The sequence below is a fragment of the Paramicrobacterium chengjingii genome (assembly GCF_011751765.2).
Classification (GTDB): domain Bacteria; phylum Actinomycetota; class Actinomycetes; order Actinomycetales; family Microbacteriaceae; genus Paramicrobacterium; species Paramicrobacterium chengjingii.
This window is the reverse complement of sequence record NZ_CP061169.1, coordinates 991,129-1,014,503: the sequence shown is the minus strand read 5'-3', so window position 1 is coordinate 1,014,503 and position 23,375 is coordinate 991,129. Positions and strand designations below refer to the sequence as shown.

Sequence of the window (23,375 nt, the reverse complement as noted above, 5' to 3'; positions counted from 1 at the left end):
ATTCCCCGCTCGCGGAATCAACAATGCTGAGATTTGTCTTGCCAGCGAGGTACGGCTTTAAAGCTCGCGGCCAAAATACCTTTGCAAGTTCGCCGTCAGCGACCTCAGGGAGGACGGTCGACCAAACTCTGTGGCCATCGAATCTGAAGTCGACGGCGGAACCGCTGCTTGACGCGGCGTCAAATCTCACCCGCGATTTGTTCACTGACAGAGTTGTCGGCACAGTTCCCCTAACGTTTACCCGCCGTTAGTCTACGTAACGTTCCTTGAGGAATCTCCGAACGGAGATGCCCATGCTTCAAGCTAGCCCGCGTATGCAGAAATGGTTCTCGAGTCCAAGGTCAAGATCACGAGGTCATCGTGACCCTTCATGTCTTTGACCTTCTCATTGTCTTTGACGAGATTGAATTCGCCGTTCTCGACGAGATATAGATCTCCACTCGCCCCGTCTTCGACGATCAGTCGGTTGGCAATCGTCGGCCCAGAGTAGTCCAATGATCCGCACATGCCGGGATCAAGCTGCGTGTACTTCATGCCGTGCGAACTGTTGATCGACGAAAAGGTTCCCCCGGCACCGATGTACAGTTCGCCAGAACACATCACCATCGGTGACAGGTCCGTACTCGAGCGTTCATAACCTTGAGTACTTTCGTCTGGCACCGAGGTGTAGGTCGTTCCAAGTCCCAAATCTATAGCAACACCCCAGGTAGGTACTCGAATTTTCTGGTCGCCAATAATCAGAAACACCTCCGATTTCGAGGTTTCCTTGACAAGAGTCCCAGGCCCGAGAACGGGGAACCCGAGCTCATAGCTGTTGAGCGTCGCGGACGATACATTTACTAGCGTGGGCATCTTCCCGCCGTTCAGCGCAAGCAAAGCGGACGTAGATACCACATGTCTCACGTGGCCAGCCTCGAGGAGATAGACCTCAGGAGCACCCGCAACTCGCACAAAAACTCGACCAGAAATCGTTCCGCCTTTGTCCAATGCCGCACACGTGCTCGCCTGAAGTTCAGTTACGTCGAAGCCTGCTGAATCGCCAGATTCAATACGCGTCAGTTGTCCACTGCCGGCGAGGTACAGACGTGATTCGCACCGCACGAATTGTGAAAGTTTGCCCGTGTCTTTATACGGCGAGAGCGCTATTTGCCCTACCGCATCATAACCGTCGGGCAGACCAAACTCTCGAGCGAGTACCCAACTCGGCAAGCGGTGACGCTCCGAACTCCCATCCACAAAGTAGACATCAGGACTACCATTCGCCTTGACGAGCGTGGCTGGCCCGAGGATAGGCGCTCCCGTTGCAAAGCTCGCCAAGGACCCCGTTTCGATTAGGCCGATCGTCGGCTGCGTGCCACCATTCAGAGCGATCAGGGCCTTCCTCGAGACAACGTGCCTCAAATCACCGTCCTCAAGTAGGTAAACTTCAGGGTGCCCGTGAGCTCGCACAAACACAGACTGAGAGAAAGCGCCGACTTTGGGCAATCTGTCACAGGTCAGGGGATCGAGATTCGTCGTCCGCATGCCTGATGAGGACCCGCTCTTCACAAGCGTTAGCTTTCCGCTATTCGTTAGATAGAGGCTGCCCCCGCAATTGACGAACATCGAGAGATCACCAGAAGTTGTGTAAGCAGAAAGCGCCATTGCTGACGTTTCGGTGTACCCACCCGATATCCCAAAATCTCGTGCCATAGCCCACGAAGGTAACCTCCACTTTGAGGATTTGCCTCCCATGAAATACACGTTCTTGTCGGATCCGGTTTTAGCAAGCGTGGCGGGCGCAAACAGAGTCTTGCCCACGACGGTATATTTTGACGCGATCTCATCGCGCAAAATCGCAACAAAGCCTATTGCACCGCCGTTGTAGTATGCCGCGTCTTGTGCTGACGCGTACGGATACATTTTTCCACCGCTGAGTTTGTGAACGGTTGTGCTTGAAGCCACGCTCGCGTAGTTGCTCATATCGGGACCGCGTTTAAGCGCCCTGAGTTGATCCTGTGTGAGATCGATATCCATGGCACATGAATACCCCCATGTCTCAGCAAGCGCACACGAAGGAAAGCGATGAAGAGTGGAATCCTGAAGCAGCATGATATCGCCGGTCGAAGGATCCTTCACGATCGCCATTGCAGGAGCACCCGTACTGAGTGTTTTGAGATAGCCTTCGCTGACCGCGCTTAATCCTCCGAACGAACGCCGATACTCTCGGTACGCGTACTGCGTTTGAATATGGTGTTTTGTCTGTCCAGTCACAAAGTAAACTTCTGGGCGATCTGGTGATTTCACTACCCAGCCAACTTTGTGGGTGCTCCCAAACCAATCGGTGAAATAGTTGTAGAAGTTACGGTTCCCGTACGACGAACAGGAGTCGCCGAGACCGTAACCTGCCGTCAGCGCAGCACTGTTTGGGCGATATGGCGTGTAGTTATAAAGACCCGCGGTAGCTTGGTTCCTGATGTATACAGTGCTCGAACCGCACGATGCATTGGGATGCCACTGAATTTTGTTGTTCTGGCCAGCTCTGTAATTAAAGGAGCCGGGCCACGCCTTATAAATCTGGAATTGGCGCGCGGCGAGATATAACTGATTTTGGAAACCGTAGTATTTCTCATTGCATGGTGCGCCATCCGGGCATCCGAATCCCATAGCGATTGTGTATCGCCATGTGGACGGCCACTCATGAGTGAGGAGCCCCTGCTCTTTCTGTAAAGTCACGAGGAGGACTTGCGGGTTGATGCCGCAAGCTGTTGACACCTTGTAGATGATCCGTGCAGCGCTCTCGTTCGAGCCACCAGAGAGCGCCTTGCAATACGAGTCGGCCACGCGAGCTGTCGTGTTCTCTCTATATGCGTCAAGACACGTGTAACCCGAGCGACACGTCGGAACTTTCTTTTTGATAAAGTCCGCGATCTCACCCTCGGTCATTGTCGCAGAGTCGTAAAAAACCTGGTCGGAAATTATGTCTCCCGCATCAAATTTTGACAAGTCAGCCGCGTGAGATGGTGCTGATCCCCACAAGCCAAGATTCACAGGCGAAATGAGCAAACCAGCGATGAGCGCAACCACCATCGCGCTGATTGTCACGAACCGTTTCAAAGGCGTCATTACCGTAGGCTCCACCGCTCGCGTGTTGCTCGTCTAGATCTCCGAACTATCTCCACGATCGCTTCGTCCGACTTCGAGGAGCCGATAGAGATAGTTCCCGTAGCCACTCTTCTTGTACGTTAGTGCAAGATCATCAAGCTGATCATCGTTGATCCAGCCCTGCCTCCAGGAGATCTCTTCAATGCAACCGATCTTATAACCCTGTCGCTCCTCAATGACACGCACGTACTCCGCAGCTTGCATCATCGTCAAAATGGTTCCAGTGTCCAGCCATGCAGTTGCGCGATTGAGTTTCTGCACGCGAAGCATCCCAGCTCGAAGGTACTCCTCATTCACTGAAGATATCTCCAGTTCGCCACGTGCGCTGGGACGGATGGATTTGGCGATGTCCACGACATTGTTGTCATAGAAGTAGAGTCCCGGAACCGCATAATTACTCTTTGGGTGCTGCGGCTTTTCTTCGATGCTGAGTGCGCGACCGTTCGGGCCAAACTCTACGACGCCATACGCACCCGGATTCGCAACCGGGTAAGCAAAAACAACTGCCCCATCAAGGTGCTGATGCCCTCTCAGTGCCGTTCCCAAACCAGTGCCGTGGAAGATGTTGTCGCCAAGGACGAGTGCAACCGATCCGTCGCCGACAAATTCCTCACCGATAATAAACGCCTGTGCAAGCCCGTCCGGGTTCGGTTGAACCGCGTACTCAAGCTCAATTCCAAGCTGCGACCCGTCACCTAGCAAACGCTCGAATTGTTGCCGGTGCTCTGGAGTAGTAATGATCAGGATCTCGCGTATACCTGCCATCATCAGCGTCGACAATGGATAGTAAATCATCGGTTTATCGAAGATCGGCATGAGTTGCTTCGAGATGCCTTTGGTAATCGGCCACAACCGAGTCCCTGATCCTCCGGCCAGAATTATTCCTCGCATTATTCGTCCCCATCGACGTCGTCTAGAACCGAAGAATCCCAATTTCCATAGCTTGGGGAGCCCACTCGAATGTCAATCGCATTGTCCACAATTGCCCCGTGGTTGGCGAAGACATATTTTGCCTGCCCTTGAAAAATATCAGCGAAATGTGCCCCTCGCCCGGTGCCTCTCTTAGACACTGAGGTATTTACCTGTCGGAGATCAATACGTCGTCCTGAAATTTCTTCAAGTCGATCGAACCGATAGGTCTCAAAGAAGACCCCGCGATTGTCTCCATATTGTTGAGGGGTGATCTCACAGCAGACCGAGATAGCCATTTCACGAATGTCCACTCCCGGAGTCTAACAATCGGGTCCGTCGCGACCTGGGCACGTACCACCAGACAGCGTATGTGGGGATGCGAGCCAGCACGGGTCAAGTCACAGCGACAGAGCGAATCGTCGATTCTTCCTCCGCACCCGACCCTTAGGACAACTTGTTAACTGTCTCCGGCACATCGTCTTTTTTGAAGAGAAGGTTTCTCAGCCAGTTAAACGTGCCAATTGGATCCACAAGCCACTTTGTAATGACTTGCACTGGTTTGGAGCCAAGAACTAGCGCATAGAGAGCGCCACCGAGCATAAGCAACATCACTGTCGGCCAGGTCCACCCATCCCACTGATCGATAAAATGTCTCGGAATCATGAGGGTGACTCCTTGCAACATATACATCGTGAGAGTTACAGCCCCCATGTGTGTGAAGAAGAGCTTGCGCTGAGGAACGAGGGTGAGCACGGCGAGGAGCATCGACGTGGTGAATGCAAGTACGCAGGCTCGCAAGAGTAGGTGCTGTGAATTGCTGAGGTCGCCATCGATGTTCGACAGCACTGACATCATGAACCAACTACTCTTGACCCATTCGCTCGCAATGAACATGACTGCAAAAGCTGCAGCCAAGTATCCGAGGGCGACGATCCGGACGAATGGCTTGCGAGCGATTCGTTTGAACGCTTCGAGCCTCTCAGGAGTGCAGGCCAGCCCAAGTGCGAAGAAGGGAAGGTACGAAAGAATGCGGGCACCGCTGAGGCCCTGACCGATGCCGTCATACAACACCGACATAAATACGATAATTATCGAAAACAGTACGGGGAAGCGAAGTTGCTTCAGTACCGGAACGAGGAGTCTCCAGGCGAAGAGCGCCAGAAGGAACCAGCTCGACCAGCCTGGCGTAAAGAAGTTCAGGTGGAGTGGCTCGCCGAAGAACAGCCATGGTTCCACGCGAACGATGAATTGGAATACGAGATACGGGACAAGGACACCTGTAACGAGTGCCTTCACCTGTCGAGGGTCTCCGCGATAACTTCTCGACAAGTAGCCAGTAATGACGACAAATGCGGGCATGTGGAATGAGTAGATCCACTTGTATGCAGTGTCTGCGAAGCCAGAACTGTTGATGACGGCAATCACATGCCCCATCACCACGAACATGAGAAGAATGACCTTCGCGTTATCGAGGTATGAATCCCTCTTCTTTTTCGGAGAGGCTTGTAGAGCTGCGTCGCTTTTACCGTTGTTCGAAAGTGTCACGCTTAAATCTCAGAGAAGTTGTTCGCTTGGACTATTTGCCGAATTAGGCGCAGCCCACTCAGCCCCCACAGCGTAACACCTCGATCCACCGTTCCTGCTGAGGGCTCCGCCCTACCTATCGCTGCGTAGTTAACGGCGATCTAGCTTGTTGTTCCACATCGACAGCGCCGAGCCGATGGCCATGTGCATGTCGAGGTACTGGTAGGTTCCGAGGCGGCCGCCGAAGTAGACGTCCTTCTCATCGGCCTGCAACTCGCGATACTTGAGAAGGCCATCACGATCCGCCGTGGTATTCACCGGGTAGTAGGGCTCGTCTCCTCGCTCTGCGAACCGCGAGAACTCTCGCATGATGATGGTCTTGTCATCGGGATACGACTCCCGCTCGGGATGGAAATGCCGGAATTCATGGATGCGCGTGAAGGGAACGTCCATATCCGGGTAGTTCATGACCGGCGTTCCCTGGAAGTCTCCAATGGGGAGAACCTCCTTCTCGAAGTCAAGCGTTCTCCAGGAGAGCTCACCCTCGGAGTAGTCGAAGTACCGGTCGACGGGCCCCGTGTAGACAATCGGAACCTGACCGACAGCCGCCTTCTTGTTGAACGGCTGACTCTCGTCGAAGAAGTCCACGTTCAGCTGCACATCGATGTTCGGATGGTCGGCCATGCGCTCGATCCACGCGGTGTAACCGTCGGTGGGGAGGCCCTCCCACTTGTCATTGAAATAGCGGTTGTCGTACGTGTAGCGAACTGGCAGACGACTGACGATCGACGCGGAGAGGTCCTCTGGGTCTGTCTGCCACTGCTTTGCCGTGTAGTCCCGGAAGAACGCTTCGTACAGGGGCCGTCCCACCAGAGCAATGCCCTTTTCAACGAAGTTCTTCGCGTCTTTGACGTTGAACTCCCCCGCTTGCTCCGCGATGAGCTCGCGGGCTTCGCCGGGAGAATACGCGGCCTGGAAGAACTGGTTGATGGTTCCCAGATTGACCGGCATCGGGTACACGACGCCGTTATGGGTCGTGTAGACCTTGTGCACGTAGTTCGTGAATGTCGTGAAACGGTTGACGTATTCCCACACGGCGGGGTTAGAAGTATGGAAGAGGTGCGCTCCGTACTGGTGCACCTCAATGCCGGTCTCAGGGTCAGCTTCGCTGTACGCATTGCCGCCGATGTGCGGACGACGATCGATGACCACGACCTTGAGTCCGCTATCAGCGGCTCGTTCTGCGATTGTCAGGCCGAAAAAACCTGAGCCGACGACGAGAAGATCACAGTTCACGAGTGCTCATGCTCCTAGGGGTAGGGGATGCGGGCATTTGTACCGACTTTAGACGATCCACGCTGTCAGACCGGTGGGCTGACCCGGGCGTTCCACGCTGACTCAACCATCTCTTTGATCGAGTACTGCGGCGACCAGCCGAGCTGTGCCGTAATGCGGCGGGAGTCGGCGACAACGGATGCTGGGTCACCGGCGCGCCGTGAAACAACGCGCGGAACGGCGGTGTTGCCGCTCACCTCAGACAGGTAGGCGAGCACTTCGCGAACGCTCGCTCCCGTTCCGGTGCCCACGTTGAAGACCGTGTGGCTGTCTGTCGTGCGTCTGGTGAAATCAATCGCGGCGATGTGCGCTGACGCAAGATCGTTGACGTGAACGTAGTCCCTCACACCCGTGCCGTCCGGTGTGTCATAGTCATCTCCGTAAATCTGCGGCTCACGGCCGGAGACGACTGCCTCTATCGCCAGGGTGACAAGGTTGGCCGGGATGGTGTCGGCGAGGGCGGGTTCGCCGGCGCCCGCAACGTTGAAGTAGCGCAGGCTCACAGCCCGAATCGAGGATGCTTGAGCCACATCTTTCACGAGCCACTCCCCCGCCAGCTTCGACGCTCCATAGGGATTCACGGGAGCTGTCGGCTCGTCTTCGCTCACAAGGCTGCTCTGCGGGCTTCCATAGACGGCGGCAGAGGACGAGAACACGAGGGAGGGCACGCTCTCGGCGGTCATCGCCTCAAGCACTGTCGCCAGCGAGCTCATGTTCTCGCGGTAATAACGGATCGGCTGCTCGACAGATTCGCCGACCTGCTTGAGCGCTGCCATGTGTATGACAGCATCCACGTTGAATTCACGCATCACCGCGCACAATTCCCGCACAGCGTGCTCGGAAGCGAGATCGATGCGGCGAACAGGCGTATCTGCGAGTCGCCGCGCATCACCGGTGCTGAAATTATCGACGACGACGACATCGCCCGACTGCCGGAGCATGCGCACAATGTGGCTGCCGATGTACCCAGCGCCTCCGGTGACAAGAACGCTCATGCCGACGCCTACTGGCCGCCGCCGATGACGAGGCGCGGTGTTCCCGCCCATATCGCGGGGTCTGTCGTGTTGCGGCCGTCGATGAGAAGCTTGAGTCCCGGCAGGTCAGACGCCGAGATGTTCTTGTACTCGGCATGGTCGGCCTGAATGATCCCGAGATCAGCAGCACCGCCGAGGTGATAGGCGTCCCAGCCGAACGCGGCGAGCTCATCGTCGGAGTACATGGGGTCGTGCACAGTCACGTTCGCCCCGCGCTCACGCAGAGCGTTCACCGTCTCGAACACACCCGAGAACGCCGTCTCTTTGACGCCACCGCGGTACGAAGCACCGAGCACCACAGCGTTAAGGCCGTCAAGGCTCCCCAGAACCTCCTGAGCCTTCGCGACGACTCGACCGGGCATGGATGCGTTGAAGACACGAGCGCGGCGCACGATGTCGGCGTCGGGGTCTGTCGAGAGATACAAGCGCGGGTACACCGGAATGCAATGCCCGCCCACCGCGATGCCCGGACGATGGATGTGACTGTATGGCTGCGAGTTGCACGCCTCAATCACCTGGTACACGTCGACGCCCACGGTGTCGGCATACACGGCGAACTGGTTCGCCAAGCCGATGTTGACATCGCGATACGTCGTCTCGGCAAGCTTCGCCATCTCGGCAGCCTCAGCCGTTCCCAGATTCCAGACACCATTCGCACGCGCCAGGTCAGGGCGCTCATCAAAGGTGAGCACGGCCTCGTAGAAGTCCGTGGCCCGACGCGCACCTTCATCGGTGAGCCCGCCAATGAGCTTCGGGTACTTACGGAGGTCTTCAAAGACCCGACCCGTCAGCACACGCTCCGGCGAGAACACCAGATGAAAATCGGTGCCCTCGACGAGACCAGAACCCTTCTCGAGCATCGGCTTCCACCGGTTGCGCGTGGTGCCAACCGGGAGCGTCGTCTCGTAGGAGACCAGAGTGTCTTTGGTGAGGTGCTCCGAGAGCGACTGCGTCGCGGCATCCATCCACGCGAAATCAGGATCCCACGTCTCATCATTCACAAATAACGGCACCACAAGAACAACAGCGTCGGCATTCGGAATCGCGTCAGCATAGTCCGTCGTCGCCCGCAGCCTGCCCGCAGGAACAAGCTCCGACAGCTTCTGCTGAAGATGCGCCTCGCCCGGAAACGGCTCGACTCCCGCATTGACCAGATCAACAACCTTCTGGTTGACGTCGACTCCGATCACATCATGGCCTGCGTCAGCGAACTGAACAGCAAGAGGAAGACCGATTTTTCCCAGGGCAACAACCGCAATCTGCATGACGATCAGTCTACGTGTCGTAGCACACGAGCACGGTCTGGCCGGCGAGCGTTACCCATTGTTCAAGGCGAACTTTGCGGCGGAAATGCCGTAAACAGCCTGGGGTCCGCGTGCTGCCCGCGCAAGATTCCACGTGGCCCACAGCGCGTCACGATCAGCGGCGACGATGACGTCAGCATCGCGGATCGCTGCAACGATGCCCCGTGTGCGCCGCACCGCAGCGAAGAAGCGTCGCGAGCGGTCGACTGGAGTGATGCGCACGAGCGTGCGCCCCGCAACGGACTTCCACAGAACATCGACGAGCTTGTGCACCGTCGGATTGAGTGCTGCGGCATCGACAGCAATGAGCCTCTGTGCGGCAGAAACCTCCGTCGAGCTCGGACCGACCACCGTGATCTCGTTCACCCCGTCGATCGCGTCGTCGCGGGGAACCGAGCTCACACGGGTAGCAACATAGACAACCTTCGACATGGTCAGCTGCCCTTCTCGATGCGTTCGGTCCAGCGTTCGATGATCGGCTCGAGTATGTTCGATCTCTCGAATACGGATGCTCGTTCGCGCGCAGCAATGCGATCGGCATCCGTCTGGCTCCGTGCGTACGTGACGGCTGCGCTGAGCGCATCAGCGATGCTGGCGGCATCCATTCTCTCGACGGGGAACCAGCCGGGATAACCGCTGAGCACACCGCTTGAGGCGTTCACAGGGTCGTGCACCGACACGATGGGAAGACCCGTCGCCATGTACTCAAAAACCTTGCCGCTGGTCATGAACCGGCTCGTGCCCAGCGGGAGAATCAGCACGTCGAGCCCGTTGTAGATCGCAGAAATCTCTGCCTTGGCCACGGGACCCCGATACGCGACACTGCCGTCGCCGATCTCGGCAATCGCCGTGAGCACGCCACCCTCATCGTCGCCCTGATGCCCGAGGTAGCCATAGAGGTCGAGCTGCGCATCGGCAAGCGCATCGCCCGACTGGCGTGCAAGAGTCCACCCCTCAACGAGCGGGCGGATCGGCGTCTGTCCCGTCATCGTTCCGATGTTTGCCACGCGAATTGTCGTTGGGGCCGAGTGCTTGCTGACGGCGGCAGCGCCGACGAATCCCGGGTCGAACCCGTTGGGAACAACGCGAATACGCTCAGCGGCATCGGGGTAGAGCTCTGCGTGCCACTGCGCAATGGGGTCGTTCACAAACCAGATCTCCGCCGCGTCGCCGACAAGCTTTCTCTCCCACTTCGCAGCCGGATGCCTGTCGCTCAAGGTGCGTTTGCCCGAGTACATGTCGAGCTGCCAGGTGTCGCGGTAGTCCATGATGTACGGCACGCCATGCTGTTGGTGCAGGTAGGCCCCAGCCAGGTGAACGACGTTGGGGTTCGCCGACCCGATCACGAGGTCAACCGGATGCTTCTGATGCACCTGCTCTGCAGCATTCTCGAGCACGGGGCGCCACAGTCCGTAGCGAGGTTCAGGGAACGTGCGAGCCGTCTGCGTTGCCTGCCACATGTTCCAGATCTCGGGCGCCCACGCGCGAAATCGACTCCACTGCGTGAGGTCGAGAATTGTCTCGCGGTTGGGGAAGGGAAGCCGACGAACGTCGATGGAGGGATCGATGCGTTCTTCCATCGACGGGTCGATGCCCGTGCTGCGCAGAAACACCTCACGCTCACACGTGAGAACCGTGACGTGCCACCCCGAACGCGCGAAGGCATTCGCTGTCGCGAGAAGTCGATACGCCCCACCGCTACGTGAGGGCGGGTAGCCCCAAGCAACATAGAGTAGGTGTGGTCGTCTTTCGAGAGACACGTCAGCCTTCTCCGATCAGACAGCACGCTCGGCGATGGACGACAGTCACATTAGCACGCACGACACAGGACGTTATTCCGGCATGAAGAGAAGTGAAGGCGCGTTGCGAATCGCCATTACCAAGGGGTCTCTGCTGATTCCCCCAACGTACTTCGCTGTTCAGCATGCGCAGCGCCTCAGCGACGAATTCGACTTCTCCGTGTTTGCCGGCACGACGGAAATCACCGATGCCAGCGCACGGCACTCTCTGCGCATCGTCGATGCACTCGACGATGTGCTTCCCGTCTCGCGTCGGCTCTCGGCCAGGCATCGCGAGATCGTGTCGGCTGCCATGCCACGTGTGCTGCGCCGAAAGATCGCACAGTGGCACCCTGACGTCATTCACCAGCACTTCGGCTACGCATCACTCCCGGCCGTGCATGCAGCGAAGGATTCCAGAGCTCGACTGCTTGTGACGGTTCACGGCGGCGATGCGTTCTCGATGCTCAAGACCATGTCGTCCCGCTCGCTTGCCGGGCGCCCCGCTCTCGCACGAATGCAGAGACACGTGAGCGCCGCCTACCGCCACGCCGACACGATTCTCGCCGTGAGCGACTACATCGCAGGAATCGCTGTACAAGGCGGAGCCGATGCGCGGCGGGTGCGCGTGCATTACCAAGGCGTCGACACCGAGTGGTTTCACCCCGCCGAACACGAGAGCCGCCAAATTCCACGTCTTCTGTTCGTCGGGCGACTCGTGGAGACAAAGGGCGTACGCGACCTCATCGAGGCGTCGACGGCCATCGTGAAGGAGCAGCCACACGAACTGGATGTTGTCGGAGGAGGCCCCCTCCTCGACGAACTGCGCGCAATCGCACCGTCCCACGTTCACGTGCGCGGCTCACAGCCTCGTTCGGCGGTGAAGACGTATATGCAGCAGGCGGATGCTCTCGTGCTGCCGACGCGCATCAACAACGGTGCGCGCGAAGCGGCCGGCCTCGTTCTCGTGGAGGCTCAAGCATGCGGAACGCCGGTCATCGCATATGACAGCGGAGGTACATCTGAAATGGTCGACGACGGTGTCACGGGCACGCTGACGCGCGAAGGCGACGTTGGCGAACTCGCTGACGCCGTCGCGCAGTTTCTTTCTCTGCCCGAGCCGACTCGACGTCGCATGCGCGATGATGCACGCAGCTTCGCGGTGCGTTCACGAAGCCTCGATGAGAGCTGCCGCCAGCTGTCAGCGATCTACACGGAGGAACACCAGTGAGCCGACCTCGCATTCTCTGCATCTCCCTGTCGCCGATAGAGCGCGATGCCCGCGTACTCCGCCAGATCTCCGTTTTGGCGGAGTACGGCGACGTGGTCACTGTCGGTTACGGTGACACCCCCGCGGGAGCGACCGAGCACATCAGCGTTCCCAGCGACCTGCCATCGCTTCCGCAAGACCCGATCGGCGTGCTCAAGCTGGCGACCCGGCAATTTCGCCGCGCCGAGTTGAGCGCACCGGGAATCCGCTTTGCGAAGAAAGCACTCGCCGGGGCGAGCTTCGACCTCGTCGTCGCCAACGACGCGCGCGTGCTCGACCTCGCCTTCAGCGTTGCGGGTGCCGCACCGGTGTGGGCAGACATGCACGAGTGGGCGCCCGAAGAGCGCACGCACGTTCTGTCGTGGCGTCTGCTGGTCGCACCCTTCATGACGCACCTGTGTCGCACGTATCTTCCCCGCGCTGCTGCCGTCACAACGGTCGGAGGCAGAATCTCCGACCTCTACTCGTCCGTCTTCGGAGTGCGCCCGCGCGTCATGCGCAATGCAGCGCCGTACGCCGAACTCGAACCGCAGCCGGTCGCCCACGACAGCATCCGGCTCGTGCACAGTGGAGCCGCCGTGCACGGGCGCAATCTCGAGCTGATGATTGACGCGATGAAGCTGCTCGATGACCGTTTCACCCTCGACCTGTACCTCGTGTCGGCTGCAGACGGCGGCGCCTACCTGAACCAGCTGAGGGAGCGTGCTGCGGGCGATGCTCGCATTGCCTTCAAGCATCCGGTGAAGCCAAACGATCTCCCTCGCACGCTCAACTCCTACGATGTCGGTGTGTTCTGGATTCCGCCCGTGCACACCAACGCGAGATACACCCTGCCCAACAAGCTGTTTGACTTCGTGCAGGCGCGCCTTGCCGTTGCCATCGGCCCGTCAGAAGAGATGGTCGACGTGGTGACGCAGTACGACCTCGGCGTGATTTCACGTGACTTCACGGCGGAATCCTGCGCCGATTCGCTGCGCTCTCTCACGGCAGACGCCGTCACGGCGTTTAAGGCGAAAACGGATGCCGCGGCTCGCGAGCTCAGCTTCGAAACCGAGGCGCAGGTTGCCCGGTCAATTCTCGCTGAGGCTCTCTCTCGCTGAATCGCTGACGCCGAGAAAGGGCGCGAGCACGGTGGCAGAGAAACGCCCGTCGTGCACAGCATTCACGAATGCTGGTCCGTTCGCGGCGAGCGCCCGGTAGTGCTCTCGTCGCGACACCACGTCGCGCACCCGTTCTTCAAGCTGCGCGGGAGTCACCGGCTGCACGGGAAGGTCCCTGCCAGTGACGCTCGCCACGTGGTCACGCACCTGATCGTGAATGTGGGCGAAGACGAGTCGCCCGGCCGCCATCGCCTCGACGGAGGTCACCGAATACATTCCCAGTGCAAACTGCTCGAGCACGATGTCGGCATCACGATAGAGCTGCGGCATCTGCGCGGCCGGAACGCGCTGAACGCGCACGTAGTCGATGACGCCTTCAGCGTCGAGTTTCTGCAAGACCGGCTCGATGAGTGCGGTTCCCTTGACGAGCGGATTCGTCGGCGCGTGCAGCACGCGCGGGCGAGCACGCTCCAGGGGCGGCGCATCGGCCCGCCAGCGCTCGGGGTCAACGACAACAGGGAGCCACGTCGACCCGGGGCGGTCGAGCAGCAGTTCTGGAGTCGACACGAAGACCGGAATGTCGAGGGCGTCGAGAATCTCGTGATTGCGTCTGGCGCGTGATTCCAGCCCCGCTACCCACGACGACGGTGCGTCCCTGAACGGCGACCACTCGTCGAGCTGCGCGTGGCGTGAGGGCAGCCTGAGGTCTGTGCCATGGCTCACCGCTGCGACATGCACTCCGGCGCGGCGCAGCCATGCCACTTCGCGCTCGGGGTAGCCGCTGAAGGCCGACCCGAAGATCGCCCGCTCGGCTTCGACAAGTACGTGAGAGAAACCGTTGCGAACCGCCCGCTTTTGCCGCGCCGCCCAGTCGTGCGAGCTCCAGAACACACGCTCCGACACAGAATAGTCGGCGTCGAATGCGAGGTCGCTCTCGGCTCGGTACTGCATGTTTCGCGCCTCGACGCCCGCAAGCATCCCTGCCGCTCGTGCCCAGGCTCTCCCCTGCCCGGCGAAGTTGACCGGGGCAATGTACAGCGAGCAGGCGCCTCCTCCTGGTGGGGACGGTGGCTTCGGCAATTCAGAGGCACGGATGCGCTGATCCGCGGGGAGAAAAACATTTGCGAACCTGTCGGGAACGCGTGAGCGGAGCACGCGCGCGCCGAGTGCGGCGTATCGGCCGAATCGCGACATCGCCGCCTCCTTACGTGAGGCCCGCGAGCTTTGCCTGCATGGCGAAGTCAGGGTCTTTCGCCACAACCTCGGCGAACGAGCCCTGAGCCTGAATTCGACCTTCTTTCATAAAGACGAGAAGGTCCGAGCCGCGAATCGTCGACAGCCTGTGTGCAACGGCGATGACGGTGATGTCGCCGTGAAGAGCGTGGATTGCATCGGTGACGTCGGCCTCGGTTCGCGTGTCGAGGGCACTCGTCGCCTCGTCGAGCACGAGAACGAGCGGGTCGTTGTACAGCGCGCGAGCAATGCCCAGGCGCTGTCGCTGCCCACCGGAGAGCGCGAGGCCACGCTCACCCACTCGCGTGTTCAGTCCGTGCTCGCGATCTTCGACAACCTGCCACAGCTGCGCCCTCTTCGCGGCTCTCTCCACGCGCTCGAGGTCGAACTCCTCACCCCACGTCAGCGCGATGTTCTGTGCGATCGTGCCGTCGAAGAGCGCGACTTCTTGGGGAACATACCCGACCTGGCGTCGCCAATCAGACAACACGCCTGACAGTTCGGCGTCATCGATGTCGATGGACCCGCGGGTCGGCAGCAGCAGTCCGAGCAGAAGATCGATGAGTGTTGATTTGCCCGCGCCAGACGACCCCGCAATACCGACAGTCGCACCAAGTGGAATGTTCAGGTTGACGTCGGTGAGCACCGGGGCGTTTCCGCCGGGGTAGGTGTACTCCACACCCCGGAAGGTCAGGAGCTTCGGGTTCTCAGGCAGCGGGTCTTTGCCCAGCTGTTCATGATTCGCGAGGTACTCGCGGGAGTCCTCGATGTCGTTCACGACCGCGCTGACATAGGGACCGGCCGTGATCGCGCGCGTCACGATGTTCTGAAACCCCGTCAGGGATGGGATGAGGCGAAACCCCGCGATGCCGAACAGTGCAACAGCCGAGATTGCCTGATCCATACCGCCGAGGGCAAAGGCGACGCCCCCGGCGAGAACGAAGCCGCCGATAATCGCTGCGTCGAAGATGAACCGGGGAACGGTTGAGAGAAAACTGGAGTTTGCGCGTGCGCGGGCCGTCTGGGACCGCACGGCGCCGACAGCATCCTCAACTTCGCGCGCCTTGTCGCGGAGCGTGATCTCTTTGAGCGCCGCGACCATGCCGGACACCAACGACGCGACGCGCAATGCGGAGTCGCGGGCCACGCGTGCGGCCTGTCGGGTCTTTCGACCCAGCACAACGTACTGGAGGGCCGCGATGCCGCCCAGGTAGACGACGGTCACGAGGGCAGTGACCGGCTGCGACACGACAATCGCCGCCAGCACCCCCACAGATGTCACGATGAGCCCGGGCATTGTGGTCAACGGGAGCAGGAATCCCGCGACGACGTTCGCGATACCCGTATCTGTCATCTGCAGAATCTGCGAGGTGTTGCGCGACAGTCGGTCCATCCATGGCGCGCGAATATATGCGGCGAGCAGGTGCTGGCCAATCGAGAGTTCGTACTTCGCGAATCGTCGTGTGGCCTGCCACTGGAGCCACACGCTGAGCGCCGACTTCGTGACGATGATGATGCTGGCAATGACGATGACCCACAGCGTGGCGCTCGCGGGAATCGTTCCGATGATCGGCAGGTTGAAACTCGCCCCGGAGACAGCCGCAGCGAGGGTCGCGGCGAGGGCGAGGAGTGCGACGACGTCGATGATCGCCAGCACAGACGTGAGAACCGCATACCAGCTGAGAAACCGGCGAGCGCCCGACGGAAGGTAGGGCAAAATGCGCCTGAGCGTATTGACGATGACTTTCATGCTTCTCCACGTGGATGCTGGTGATGCTCAGGGGTGACACGTTCGTTAGTCGTCATGGCGCACACACTCCGCAATGGCCACGGCTGCGCGACCGGCTATCGCCGTTGCAGACACATTATCTTGCGTCCACGCACGCAGGGACTCGGAGTCGAACTCTCGGCGACCGTCAATCAACTGCGCCAGCTGCTCGGCGAGAAGCGACGCGTTGTACTCGGTCGCTACACCCAGTCCGTTTTCACTCACCATCGTGCGCACGGGATCCGGGCCAGCGTATGCGACGGGAGTGCCCGAGGCGAGCGACGAATAGATCTTTGTTGGAACAGCAAAGTCGTAACCGAGGCCGGGCTTCAGGGTTGCGATGCTTGCCCGCGCCGCCCGGAGCCACATTGCTGCTTCTTCTGGCGGCACAGTTGAGAGAAAGCGCACGCGCGAGGCGACGCTCGAGCGTTCGGCGATACGCCTCAGTTCTGGCCATTCGCTCCCTTGGCCGATGAACGCCGCGGTTGCTTGAGGGTTCGCGCTGAGAACCGAGATGACGGCCTCCAGCCCGACGCGTGCGCCATGCCATTCGCTGGCCGTACCAACGTAGACGATGTCAGCGGGCTCGGGTGGAACCTCGCCGTTCGGTGTGAAGAGGCGCGTGTCTACGCCATGACCGACGACGGTGACGGCGGCGGACGGAGCGAGAGCCTTGACGCGGTCGGCGACGGCGTCAGACACGGCGATGACGTGAGCCGCTCCAGACAACGCGAACTTCTCGAGTGTGCGCACTCCGGAGACGATCCACGATGCGGCGCCCGTGGATCCGGCGGCATCCGACCAGATATCTGCAGCGAAGTAGATGTACGGGGCACGTCGCAGCGCGGCGGCAAGTCGAACGAAGAATCCGGTTGTCGGCGGCGGTTCCACAACGAGAGCATCGAGCTTCGTGTGAAACAGCACGCGAAAGAACGCGGGAATGTCAAAGCTCATGTACTGCAGGTAGCCCCTGACGTAACCGCTCTTGTCGCGCAGCACAGGCCAGCGGGAGACACGAGCAGAAATATCCGCAGGCGCGCCGACGGTCTTCGGTGGTGCCGTTGTGAGAACGTCAACGCGCGCACCCGCCTGGCCAAGAGCTTCGACGAGGCTCTTCAACCTCAGTGACGCGGCTCCCGGTTCAGGAGCGAAGATGCGCGAGACAATAGTGATCCGCATATGTCAGGGAGTGACGGCCTCGCCCGTGCGCGCTGATTCGAGCGTGGCTTCAACGACCTCAAGCGCGCGCAGGCCCTGCTGCATCGTGACGACGTCGCTCGGCCTGCCGAGCACCGCATCGCGAAAGGCCTCGTGCTCAACCCGGAGCGGCTCGCGCTTGGCAAACGCGTACCGCGTGACGTCGCCCTCGGAAACACCGCGGAACGCACTGACAGACTCCCATTCGAGTGGGATCGTGCCATTGGCGTAGAACGTGAGGTCGCCGGTGGCGGTGTCAGCGACGAACGCGCCCTTCTCCCCCGTGACGACAGTGACGCGTTCTTTCATCGGGCTCAGCCAGTTGACGAGGTGACTCACGACGGCACCCGAATCAAGCCGGCCCGTCACAGCGATCATGTCTTCATGCTCACGACCACTCTTGAACGCCGTCTGCGCAAACACGCGTGTGTAATTGCTCTGCGTCACCCACGCGGTCAAATCGATATCGTGCGTTGCGAGGTCTTTTCCGACCCCGACGTCGGCGATCCGCGCAGGGAACGGGCCCTGACGACGCGTCGCCACCTGGTAGACGCTGCCGAGCTCACCGGCAGAGAGCCGACGCCTCAGCTCTTGCAGCGCCGGGTTGAAACGCTCGATGTGCCCGACCGCCCCGACCAAGCCAGCCTGCGCAAACGCCTCGGTCATGCGACGCCCCGCGGCGACGGTTTCAGCGATCGGCTTTTCAACGAACGTATGCACGCCAGCGGCCGCGAGCGTCAACGCGGCACCCTCATGAAAACGCGTCGGCACCGCAACAACGGCCATATCGATGCCTGCCGCGATCAACGCATCAACATCGGGCAATACCGTGAGCTCACCGGCAACACCATGGGGATCTCCGGCGGGATCGGCAACAGCGACAAGGTCGATGCCCTCGACCTCGCGCAGCACGCGCGCGTGGTGGCGCCCCATCATGCCGATCCCCAGGAGTCCGGCGCGAAGATTGTCAGCCATTATGCTCCAGCCTCTGTGACGGTGTTCACCGCGGTGACGATGCGCTCAAGATCGTTGTCGGTCAGCGACGGGTGAACCGGCAGAGAAACAACCTCAGATGCCGCGCGCTCTGTCTCGGGTAGTTCACGATTCTGCGCAAAGCCCTGCAGCGACGGCAGCCGGTGGTTGGGCACGGGATAGTAAACGCCTGCCCCGACATTGTGCTCGTTCTTCAATGCAGCGACGAACCCGTCACGATCGTCAGGAACGCGCACCGTGTACTGGTGGTACACATGCACAGCGCCCTCCGCCACCGGCGGAGTCACCACACCTGCCAGGTTCGCATCAAGATACGCCGCATTCGCCTGACGCGAGGCCGTCCACGCATCGACCTTGGCCAACTGCACGCGCCCGATCGCCGCGTGAATATCAGTCATGCGGTAATTGAAGCCCACGAGCTCATTCTCGTACTGCTTCTCCATCCCCTGATTGCGCAACAGCTTCGCACGCCGCACCAACTCAACGTCATCGAACGAGACCATGCCGCCTTCGCCGCTGGTCATGTTCTTCGTCGGATACAGACTGAACATGCCAAACGCACCGAACGTCCCCACAGCACGCCCATCCAGAGCAGCACCATGCGCCTGAGCAGCATCCTCGAACAGCAGCACACCATGCTTCTGCGCAATCGCGCCCAGCTCACGCATCCGTGCCGGGTGTCCGTACAGATGCACCGGCATGATGCCCTTCGTGCGCGGCGTGATAGCCGCCTCAACAGCATCTGGATCTACGGTGAACTGGTCAGATTCGATATCGACAAACACCGGCGTTGCACCCGTCAACGCCACAGCGTTAGCCGTCGCCGCGAACGTAAACGACGGCACAATAACCTCATCGCCCACGCCAACGCCCGCCGCGAGCAAACCAACGTGCAGACCCGATGTTCCCGAGTTCACGGCGACAACCGTGCGCCCAGCCACAAAATGAGCAGCGAACTCCGTCTCGAATGCCGCCACCTCCGGGCCCTGAGCCACCATCCCGCTCAGCAATACCCGGTCGACGGCCGCCCGCTCGTCGTCCCCGATAATGGGCTTCGCCGGAGGAATAAACGCATCTGCCACTATTCCGCAACCTCTTTCAACTCGCCATCAACCTCGGCATACCGATCGCCCGTGACCGGACACACCCAGTATCCGGCATCTTCGCTGAGGGGATGCCCGGACTTGCCGACCCATCCGATGCGGCGAGCAGGCACGCCGACAACCAGCGCGAAATCGGGTACGTCCTTCGTGACCACGGCACCCGCCGCGATTGTCGCCCATGCCCCGATCGTCACAGGAGCCACGCATACGGCGCGGGCGCCGACGGATGCTCCACGCTTCAGCGTGACTCCAACGGCATCCCAGTCGTCTGCTGATTTCTGTGTTCCGTCTGCGTTGATCGCGCGCGGATAGGTGTCGTTGGTGAGTACGGCGGCGGGGCCGATGAAGACGCCGTCTGCGAGTGCTGCGGGTTCGTAGACGAGAGCATAATTCTGCACTTTGCAGTTATCCCCCATCCGAACGCCCGTGCCAACATAGGCTCCGCGGCCGATGACGCAATTTTCGCCGAGCACCGCGTGCTCGCGAATCTGGGCAAGGTGCCACACTGATGTTCCCGAACCAAGGTCGGCGTTATCGGCAACATCCGCCGTGTCGACAACGCGTGTGTTCGCGTGACTTGTCACCGATTGCTCTCTTCTGTCGGGTGCGTGGGCGCATCTCAGACTAACGGGTCTGCCAGAATGGAGCCATGACGCGACCTGGACCCCTTGAAGACGCTCGTCCTGGCGCACACGACGTATGGGTTGTCATTCCGCTCTACAACGAAGTCAGCGTCATCGAGACGGTGATTCGCGATCTTCACCAAAAATTCACCAACGTTGTCTGCATCGACGACGGAAGCTCTGATGGTTCTGCAGAGGTTGCTCGCCGTGCAGGTGCGAAAGTACTGACGCATCCGGTTAATCTCGGTCAGGGAGCGTCGCTGCAGACGGGATTCGAGTATGTTCTGACGCAACCGGGCGCGCGTTACGTCGTCACTTTCGATGCCGACGGGCAGCACCGCCTCGAAGATGCAGTGAACATGGTAGCCCTTGCGCGTGCTGACGACCTCGCCATCGTGTTCGGCTCACGGTTTCTCGATAAGCGCACGAATCCAGGAACGGCAAAGCGGATCATTCTCAAGACGGCCGTGTGGGTGACGAACATGACGACGGGTCTGAAGCTCACCGACGCACACAACGGTCTCCGCGTCATCCGCACGGATGCTCTGGCTCGCATCGGGTTGGTACAGGATCGCATGGCTCACGCAACCGAGATCGTGCTTAAGCTCGGTCGCACAAAGCTGCCCTGGCGGGAGTACCCGGTTGAGCTGCTGTACACCGACTACTCGAAGGCGAAGGGGCAATCAGTGCTGAACTCGATTAACATCCTCGTCGACCTGATCGTTCGTTAGGCGCATCGTGGTTATTCAGATCATTCTCGTCGTCGGTGTCATCGCCGTCGGCATCTTCTTCACCCGCCCGACCGGAAGCGACAGCCATCTGGCATTGAGACGCCTGTTTCTCGGCGCATTCGTCGTCGTCGCGATTCTGTCGATCATCTTCCCGACGTGGCTCACCTGGTTCGCCAATCTCATCGGCGTGGGGCGTGGAGCCGACCTGCTGCTGTATGCGCTCGTTCTGGCGTTTCTTGTGTTCGTCTCGACGACCTACCGCCGAAATGTGCAGATCAACCGACGCATCACACAGCTCGCAAGGCAGATCACGTTGGCGAAAGCCTCGATCGACGACGTCGAGAAACCCGACGACCCAGATCGCCGTTAGAGCCCGCAGGCGACAATGCGGTACAACACCTTGTCGCCCTCGCGATCCACTTCTTCGACAACTGCCGAGTCTTCAAGATCGAGAAGCCCTTCGAAACCGATCCACGTCTTGACGTCCAAGCGACTCCCCGCGAACCTGTCCGCCCCGAAGTCCAGCACGTAGCGCACTCCCGTTTCGTGAATCGCCGTGCACACACTCGGGTCGACGTCTGCGTCGTTCAACTCGGTGTTCACGACATCGTTGGCGGGAGCGTGGGATGTGTTGAAATGCGGGTTCAGCACCTCACGATCGGCGAGAGCCATTGCCCATGATGTGCCCGTCCAGGGGTTTCCCACGATCACCGCATCGTCACCGACTTCGTCCCGCAGTCGCTCAATCAGCGCATATTCGTCATCGTCGAGAATGCGTGACCTGTCGTCGAGGCGGTAAGCGTTCGCTGCGTGCGCAACGGCGTAGGTCATGGCCGTCAGCTGCGTTGAGGCGATCACGACGACGATCGCTGTCGCTGCCACTGCGACGGCGCCGGACCGTGAACGCGGTGTGATTCGCCGTGCAACAAGGCGCCAGAGCGCATCCGCCCCCAGCACGGCGACCAGCAGCGCGGGCAGCACCAGAAATGCCTCGAGACGGGGAACATCCTTATAGAACATTCCCAGCGCGAGATTACGCAGATCTCCGCTGGGCAGCGCCCCGCCCAGCACGAAAAGCACAGCGGCTGCTGCCCACATCAGCACGAGCCACCAGCGTTTTGTGCGAATCGTCGCGACAATGCCGACAAGGATCAGCACAGCAACGACCACGGCATAGGGCCTGTCACCTCGTGACAGGGTAAATGTGTCGAGCAGCACCTCGGGGACAGAACCGTACCGGTTCCACGGTGCTGTGTACCCGAAGCTGCCGACGCGCCGCCATACCAGCGCGAAAGCTGCGACGACGGCGATCATGCCGACGATGAGTGAAACGCGGATCCAGGTGCGCTGTGCGTACCGAACCGCCAACACGCACAGCGCAACGATGCCGATGATGCCGAACAGGCCAAGCCCGAAGACGACGGACGGCTGCGAGAGCCCCATGGCCACGACAGCACACGCGAGGCTCAGAATCTGCAACGTCACCGGTCCCAGTCGCCGACCGTCCACCAATCTGAAAAGACTCAATCCAAGCGCGAGTCCCGCGGGCAGGAACGCCAGCGACAGAAAGTACGAGTACAGAACCCCATAGTCGAGCATGCCCAGCGGGAACGCGGGAAATGCTGCCGCAGCCACTCCCGCAATCACAAGGGCAGACGGCCGTGACGGGGCGACGAGCCGTACGACAGTGAGTGCGCCGATCGGCCAGACAACGGCCGCGATCACAAGGTTGGTCACGTTCGCAACAGTGATAAGGCCAGCCCACGGAGCTGCCATCGCCACAACGGAGACGAGATCGTGCCAGGCCGCAGGATAGAACGTCGAACGGCTGGGAGGCAGAATCAGACCGGTCAGATTGAACGACGATCCGTTGGCTGTATCGATGATGAAGCGCACACCGTTGAGGTGGAAAGGCGCGTCGTAGGTTTGAGAAACGTTTCCCGGTTCACCGATCGCGAAGCAGACCTGAACGGCGATGAGCACGACGGCGATCACGAGCCCTGTGATGAAGGCCGGCGAGAAGCCCGCAAGGCGCGAGACCGATCGCGGCATCCACGTGCCTGTGACCAGGCGTCTCACAACCCACGTCACCACTGCAAGACCGAGGAAGACCGTCGCAACGAATGGGATCGTCCACGGCACCGCGAGAAAACCGAACACGATGGCAGCGACGGCGAGCACAGAAATCGTCACAGCCGGTGCAGCGATTGCCAGGAGCAGTCGACGCGCTCCCGCAGCTGCCGCAACGAGCCCACCGGGAACGAAAATGATCAGAAGCGCCAGCACGGCCACGGGTGTGGCTTCTAACCAGGTCATTGCCGAATGC

Annotated in this window: 20 protein-coding genes; 4 read left to right on the top strand and 16 right to left on the bottom strand. The window is 60.1% G+C overall.

What is annotated here, in order from left to right; all coding sequences use genetic code 11:
- Positions 1-303: 303 nt before the first annotated feature.
- The 9 genes from HCR76_RS04920 to HCR76_RS04880 all read right to left on the bottom strand — a co-directional run bounded on the left by HCR76_RS04920 (position 304) and on the right by HCR76_RS04880 (position 11,013).
- Positions 304-3,105, bottom strand: a complete 2,802-nt coding sequence (locus tag HCR76_RS04920) for a hypothetical protein (protein WP_166988772.1) — start codon at positions 3,103-3,105, stop codon at positions 304-306.
- A 33-nt stretch (positions 3,106-3,138) separates the two neighbouring features.
- A complete protein-coding gene (gene rfbA / locus HCR76_RS04915; RefSeq protein WP_166988770.1) occupies positions 3,139-4,035 on the bottom strand; it encodes a glucose-1-phosphate thymidylyltransferase RfbA in 897 nt (298 codons plus the stop codon).
- Positions 4,035-4,367, bottom strand: a complete 333-nt coding sequence (locus HCR76_RS04910) for a dTDP-4-dehydrorhamnose 3,5-epimerase family protein (RefSeq protein WP_166988768.1) — start codon at positions 4,365-4,367, stop codon at positions 4,035-4,037. Before HCR76_RS04910 ends, rfbA begins: the two co-directional genes overlap by 1 nt.
- Before the next feature lie 133 nt (positions 4,368-4,500).
- Positions 4,501-5,601 (bottom strand): acyltransferase family protein, encoded by a 1,101-nt coding sequence (locus HCR76_RS04905; protein ID WP_166988766.1) that lies wholly within the window; start codon positions 5,599-5,601, stop codon positions 4,501-4,503.
- Positions 5,602-5,730: 129 nt separating this feature from the next.
- Entirely contained in the window at positions 5,731-6,876 is a 1,146-nt protein-coding gene (gene glf / locus HCR76_RS04900) for a UDP-galactopyranose mutase (RefSeq protein WP_166988764.1), read from the bottom strand.
- Positions 6,877-6,941: 65 nt separating this feature from the next.
- The gene (gene galE / locus HCR76_RS04895) at positions 6,942-7,910 is read right to left on the bottom strand and encodes a UDP-glucose 4-epimerase GalE (RefSeq protein WP_166988762.1); all 969 of its coding nucleotides are present in this window, start codon (positions 7,908-7,910) and stop codon (positions 6,942-6,944) included.
- Between the two features lie 8 nt (positions 7,911-7,918).
- Positions 7,919-9,214 (bottom strand): nucleotide sugar dehydrogenase, encoded by a 1,296-nt coding sequence (locus HCR76_RS04890; RefSeq protein ID WP_166988760.1) that lies wholly within the window; start codon positions 9,212-9,214, stop codon positions 7,919-7,921.
- Between the two features lie 51 nt (positions 9,215-9,265).
- Positions 9,266-9,685 (bottom strand): hypothetical protein, encoded by a 420-nt coding sequence (locus tag HCR76_RS04885; protein ID WP_166988758.1) that lies wholly within the window; start codon positions 9,683-9,685, stop codon positions 9,266-9,268.
- Between the two features lie 2 nt (positions 9,686-9,687).
- Positions 9,688-11,013 carry a glycosyltransferase gene (locus tag HCR76_RS04880; protein WP_166988756.1) on the bottom strand — a complete coding sequence of 442 codons (1,326 nt, stop codon included), beginning with the start codon at positions 11,011-11,013 and terminating at the stop codon, positions 9,688-9,690.
- A gap of 82 nt (positions 11,014-11,095) precedes the next feature.
- On the opposite strand from HCR76_RS04880, the gene HCR76_RS04875 reads away from it, so the two are divergent.
- Both HCR76_RS04875 and HCR76_RS04870 read left to right on the top strand, forming a co-directional pair.
- Entirely contained in the window at positions 11,096-12,262 is a 1,167-nt protein-coding gene (locus HCR76_RS04875) for a glycosyltransferase (RefSeq protein WP_166988755.1), read from the top strand.
- Positions 12,259-13,401 (top strand): glycosyltransferase family 4 protein, encoded by a 1,143-nt coding sequence (locus HCR76_RS04870; protein WP_166988753.1) that lies wholly within the window; start codon positions 12,259-12,261, stop codon positions 13,399-13,401. The genes HCR76_RS04875 and HCR76_RS04870 overlap by 4 nt, the downstream gene beginning before the upstream one ends.
- Here HCR76_RS04870 and HCR76_RS04865 read toward each other — a convergent pair.
- The 6 genes from HCR76_RS04865 to HCR76_RS04840 are packed head-to-tail and all read right to left on the bottom strand — an operon-like array spanning position 13,372 to position 20,279.
- Positions 13,372-14,595 (bottom strand): glycosyltransferase family 1 protein, encoded by a 1,224-nt coding sequence (locus tag HCR76_RS04865; protein WP_166988751.1) that lies wholly within the window; start codon positions 14,593-14,595, stop codon positions 13,372-13,374. The genes HCR76_RS04870 and HCR76_RS04865 overlap by 30 nt on opposite strands.
- Positions 14,596-14,605: 10 nt before the next feature.
- Positions 14,606-16,384: an ABC transporter ATP-binding protein gene (locus HCR76_RS04860; RefSeq protein WP_166988749.1), complete on the bottom strand. Its 1,779-nt coding sequence runs from the start codon at positions 16,382-16,384 to the stop codon at positions 14,606-14,608.
- Positions 16,385-16,429: 45 nt separating this feature from the next.
- Positions 16,430-17,581 (bottom strand): glycosyltransferase family 4 protein, encoded by a 1,152-nt coding sequence (locus HCR76_RS04855; protein ID WP_166988747.1) that lies wholly within the window; start codon positions 17,579-17,581, stop codon positions 16,430-16,432.
- Between the two features lie 3 nt (positions 17,582-17,584).
- Positions 17,585-18,574, bottom strand: a complete 990-nt coding sequence (locus HCR76_RS04850) for a Gfo/Idh/MocA family protein (protein ID WP_166988744.1) — start codon at positions 18,572-18,574, stop codon at positions 17,585-17,587.
- The gene (locus HCR76_RS04845; RefSeq protein WP_166988742.1) at positions 18,574-19,674 is read right to left on the bottom strand and encodes a DegT/DnrJ/EryC1/StrS family aminotransferase; all 1,101 of its coding nucleotides are present in this window, start codon (positions 19,672-19,674) and stop codon (positions 18,574-18,576) included. The genes HCR76_RS04850 and HCR76_RS04845 overlap by 1 nt, the downstream gene beginning before the upstream one ends.
- Positions 19,674-20,279 carry an acyltransferase gene (locus HCR76_RS04840; RefSeq protein ID WP_166988740.1) on the bottom strand — a complete coding sequence of 202 codons (606 nt, stop codon included), beginning with the start codon at positions 20,277-20,279 and terminating at the stop codon, positions 19,674-19,676. Before HCR76_RS04840 ends, HCR76_RS04845 begins: the two co-directional genes overlap by 1 nt.
- Before the next feature lie 65 nt (positions 20,280-20,344).
- Between HCR76_RS04840 and HCR76_RS04835 the strand changes: the two genes are divergently transcribed.
- Both HCR76_RS04835 and HCR76_RS04830 read left to right on the top strand, forming a co-directional pair.
- A complete protein-coding gene (locus tag HCR76_RS04835) occupies positions 20,345-21,049 on the top strand; it encodes a glycosyltransferase family 2 protein (protein WP_166988738.1) in 705 nt (234 codons plus the stop codon).
- 7 nt (positions 21,050-21,056) lie between these two features.
- The gene (locus HCR76_RS04830) at positions 21,057-21,419 is read left to right on the top strand and encodes a DUF2304 domain-containing protein (protein WP_166988736.1); all 363 of its coding nucleotides are present in this window, start codon (positions 21,057-21,059) and stop codon (positions 21,417-21,419) included.
- On the opposite strand, the gene HCR76_RS04825 is transcribed toward HCR76_RS04830, so the two are convergent.
- Positions 21,416-23,365 carry a DUF6541 family protein gene (locus HCR76_RS04825; RefSeq protein WP_166988735.1) on the bottom strand — a complete coding sequence of 650 codons (1,950 nt, stop codon included), beginning with the start codon at positions 23,363-23,365 and terminating at the stop codon, positions 21,416-21,418. The two genes, HCR76_RS04830 and HCR76_RS04825, sit on opposite strands and share 4 nt — an antisense overlap.
- Positions 23,366-23,375 lie beyond the last annotated feature (10 nt).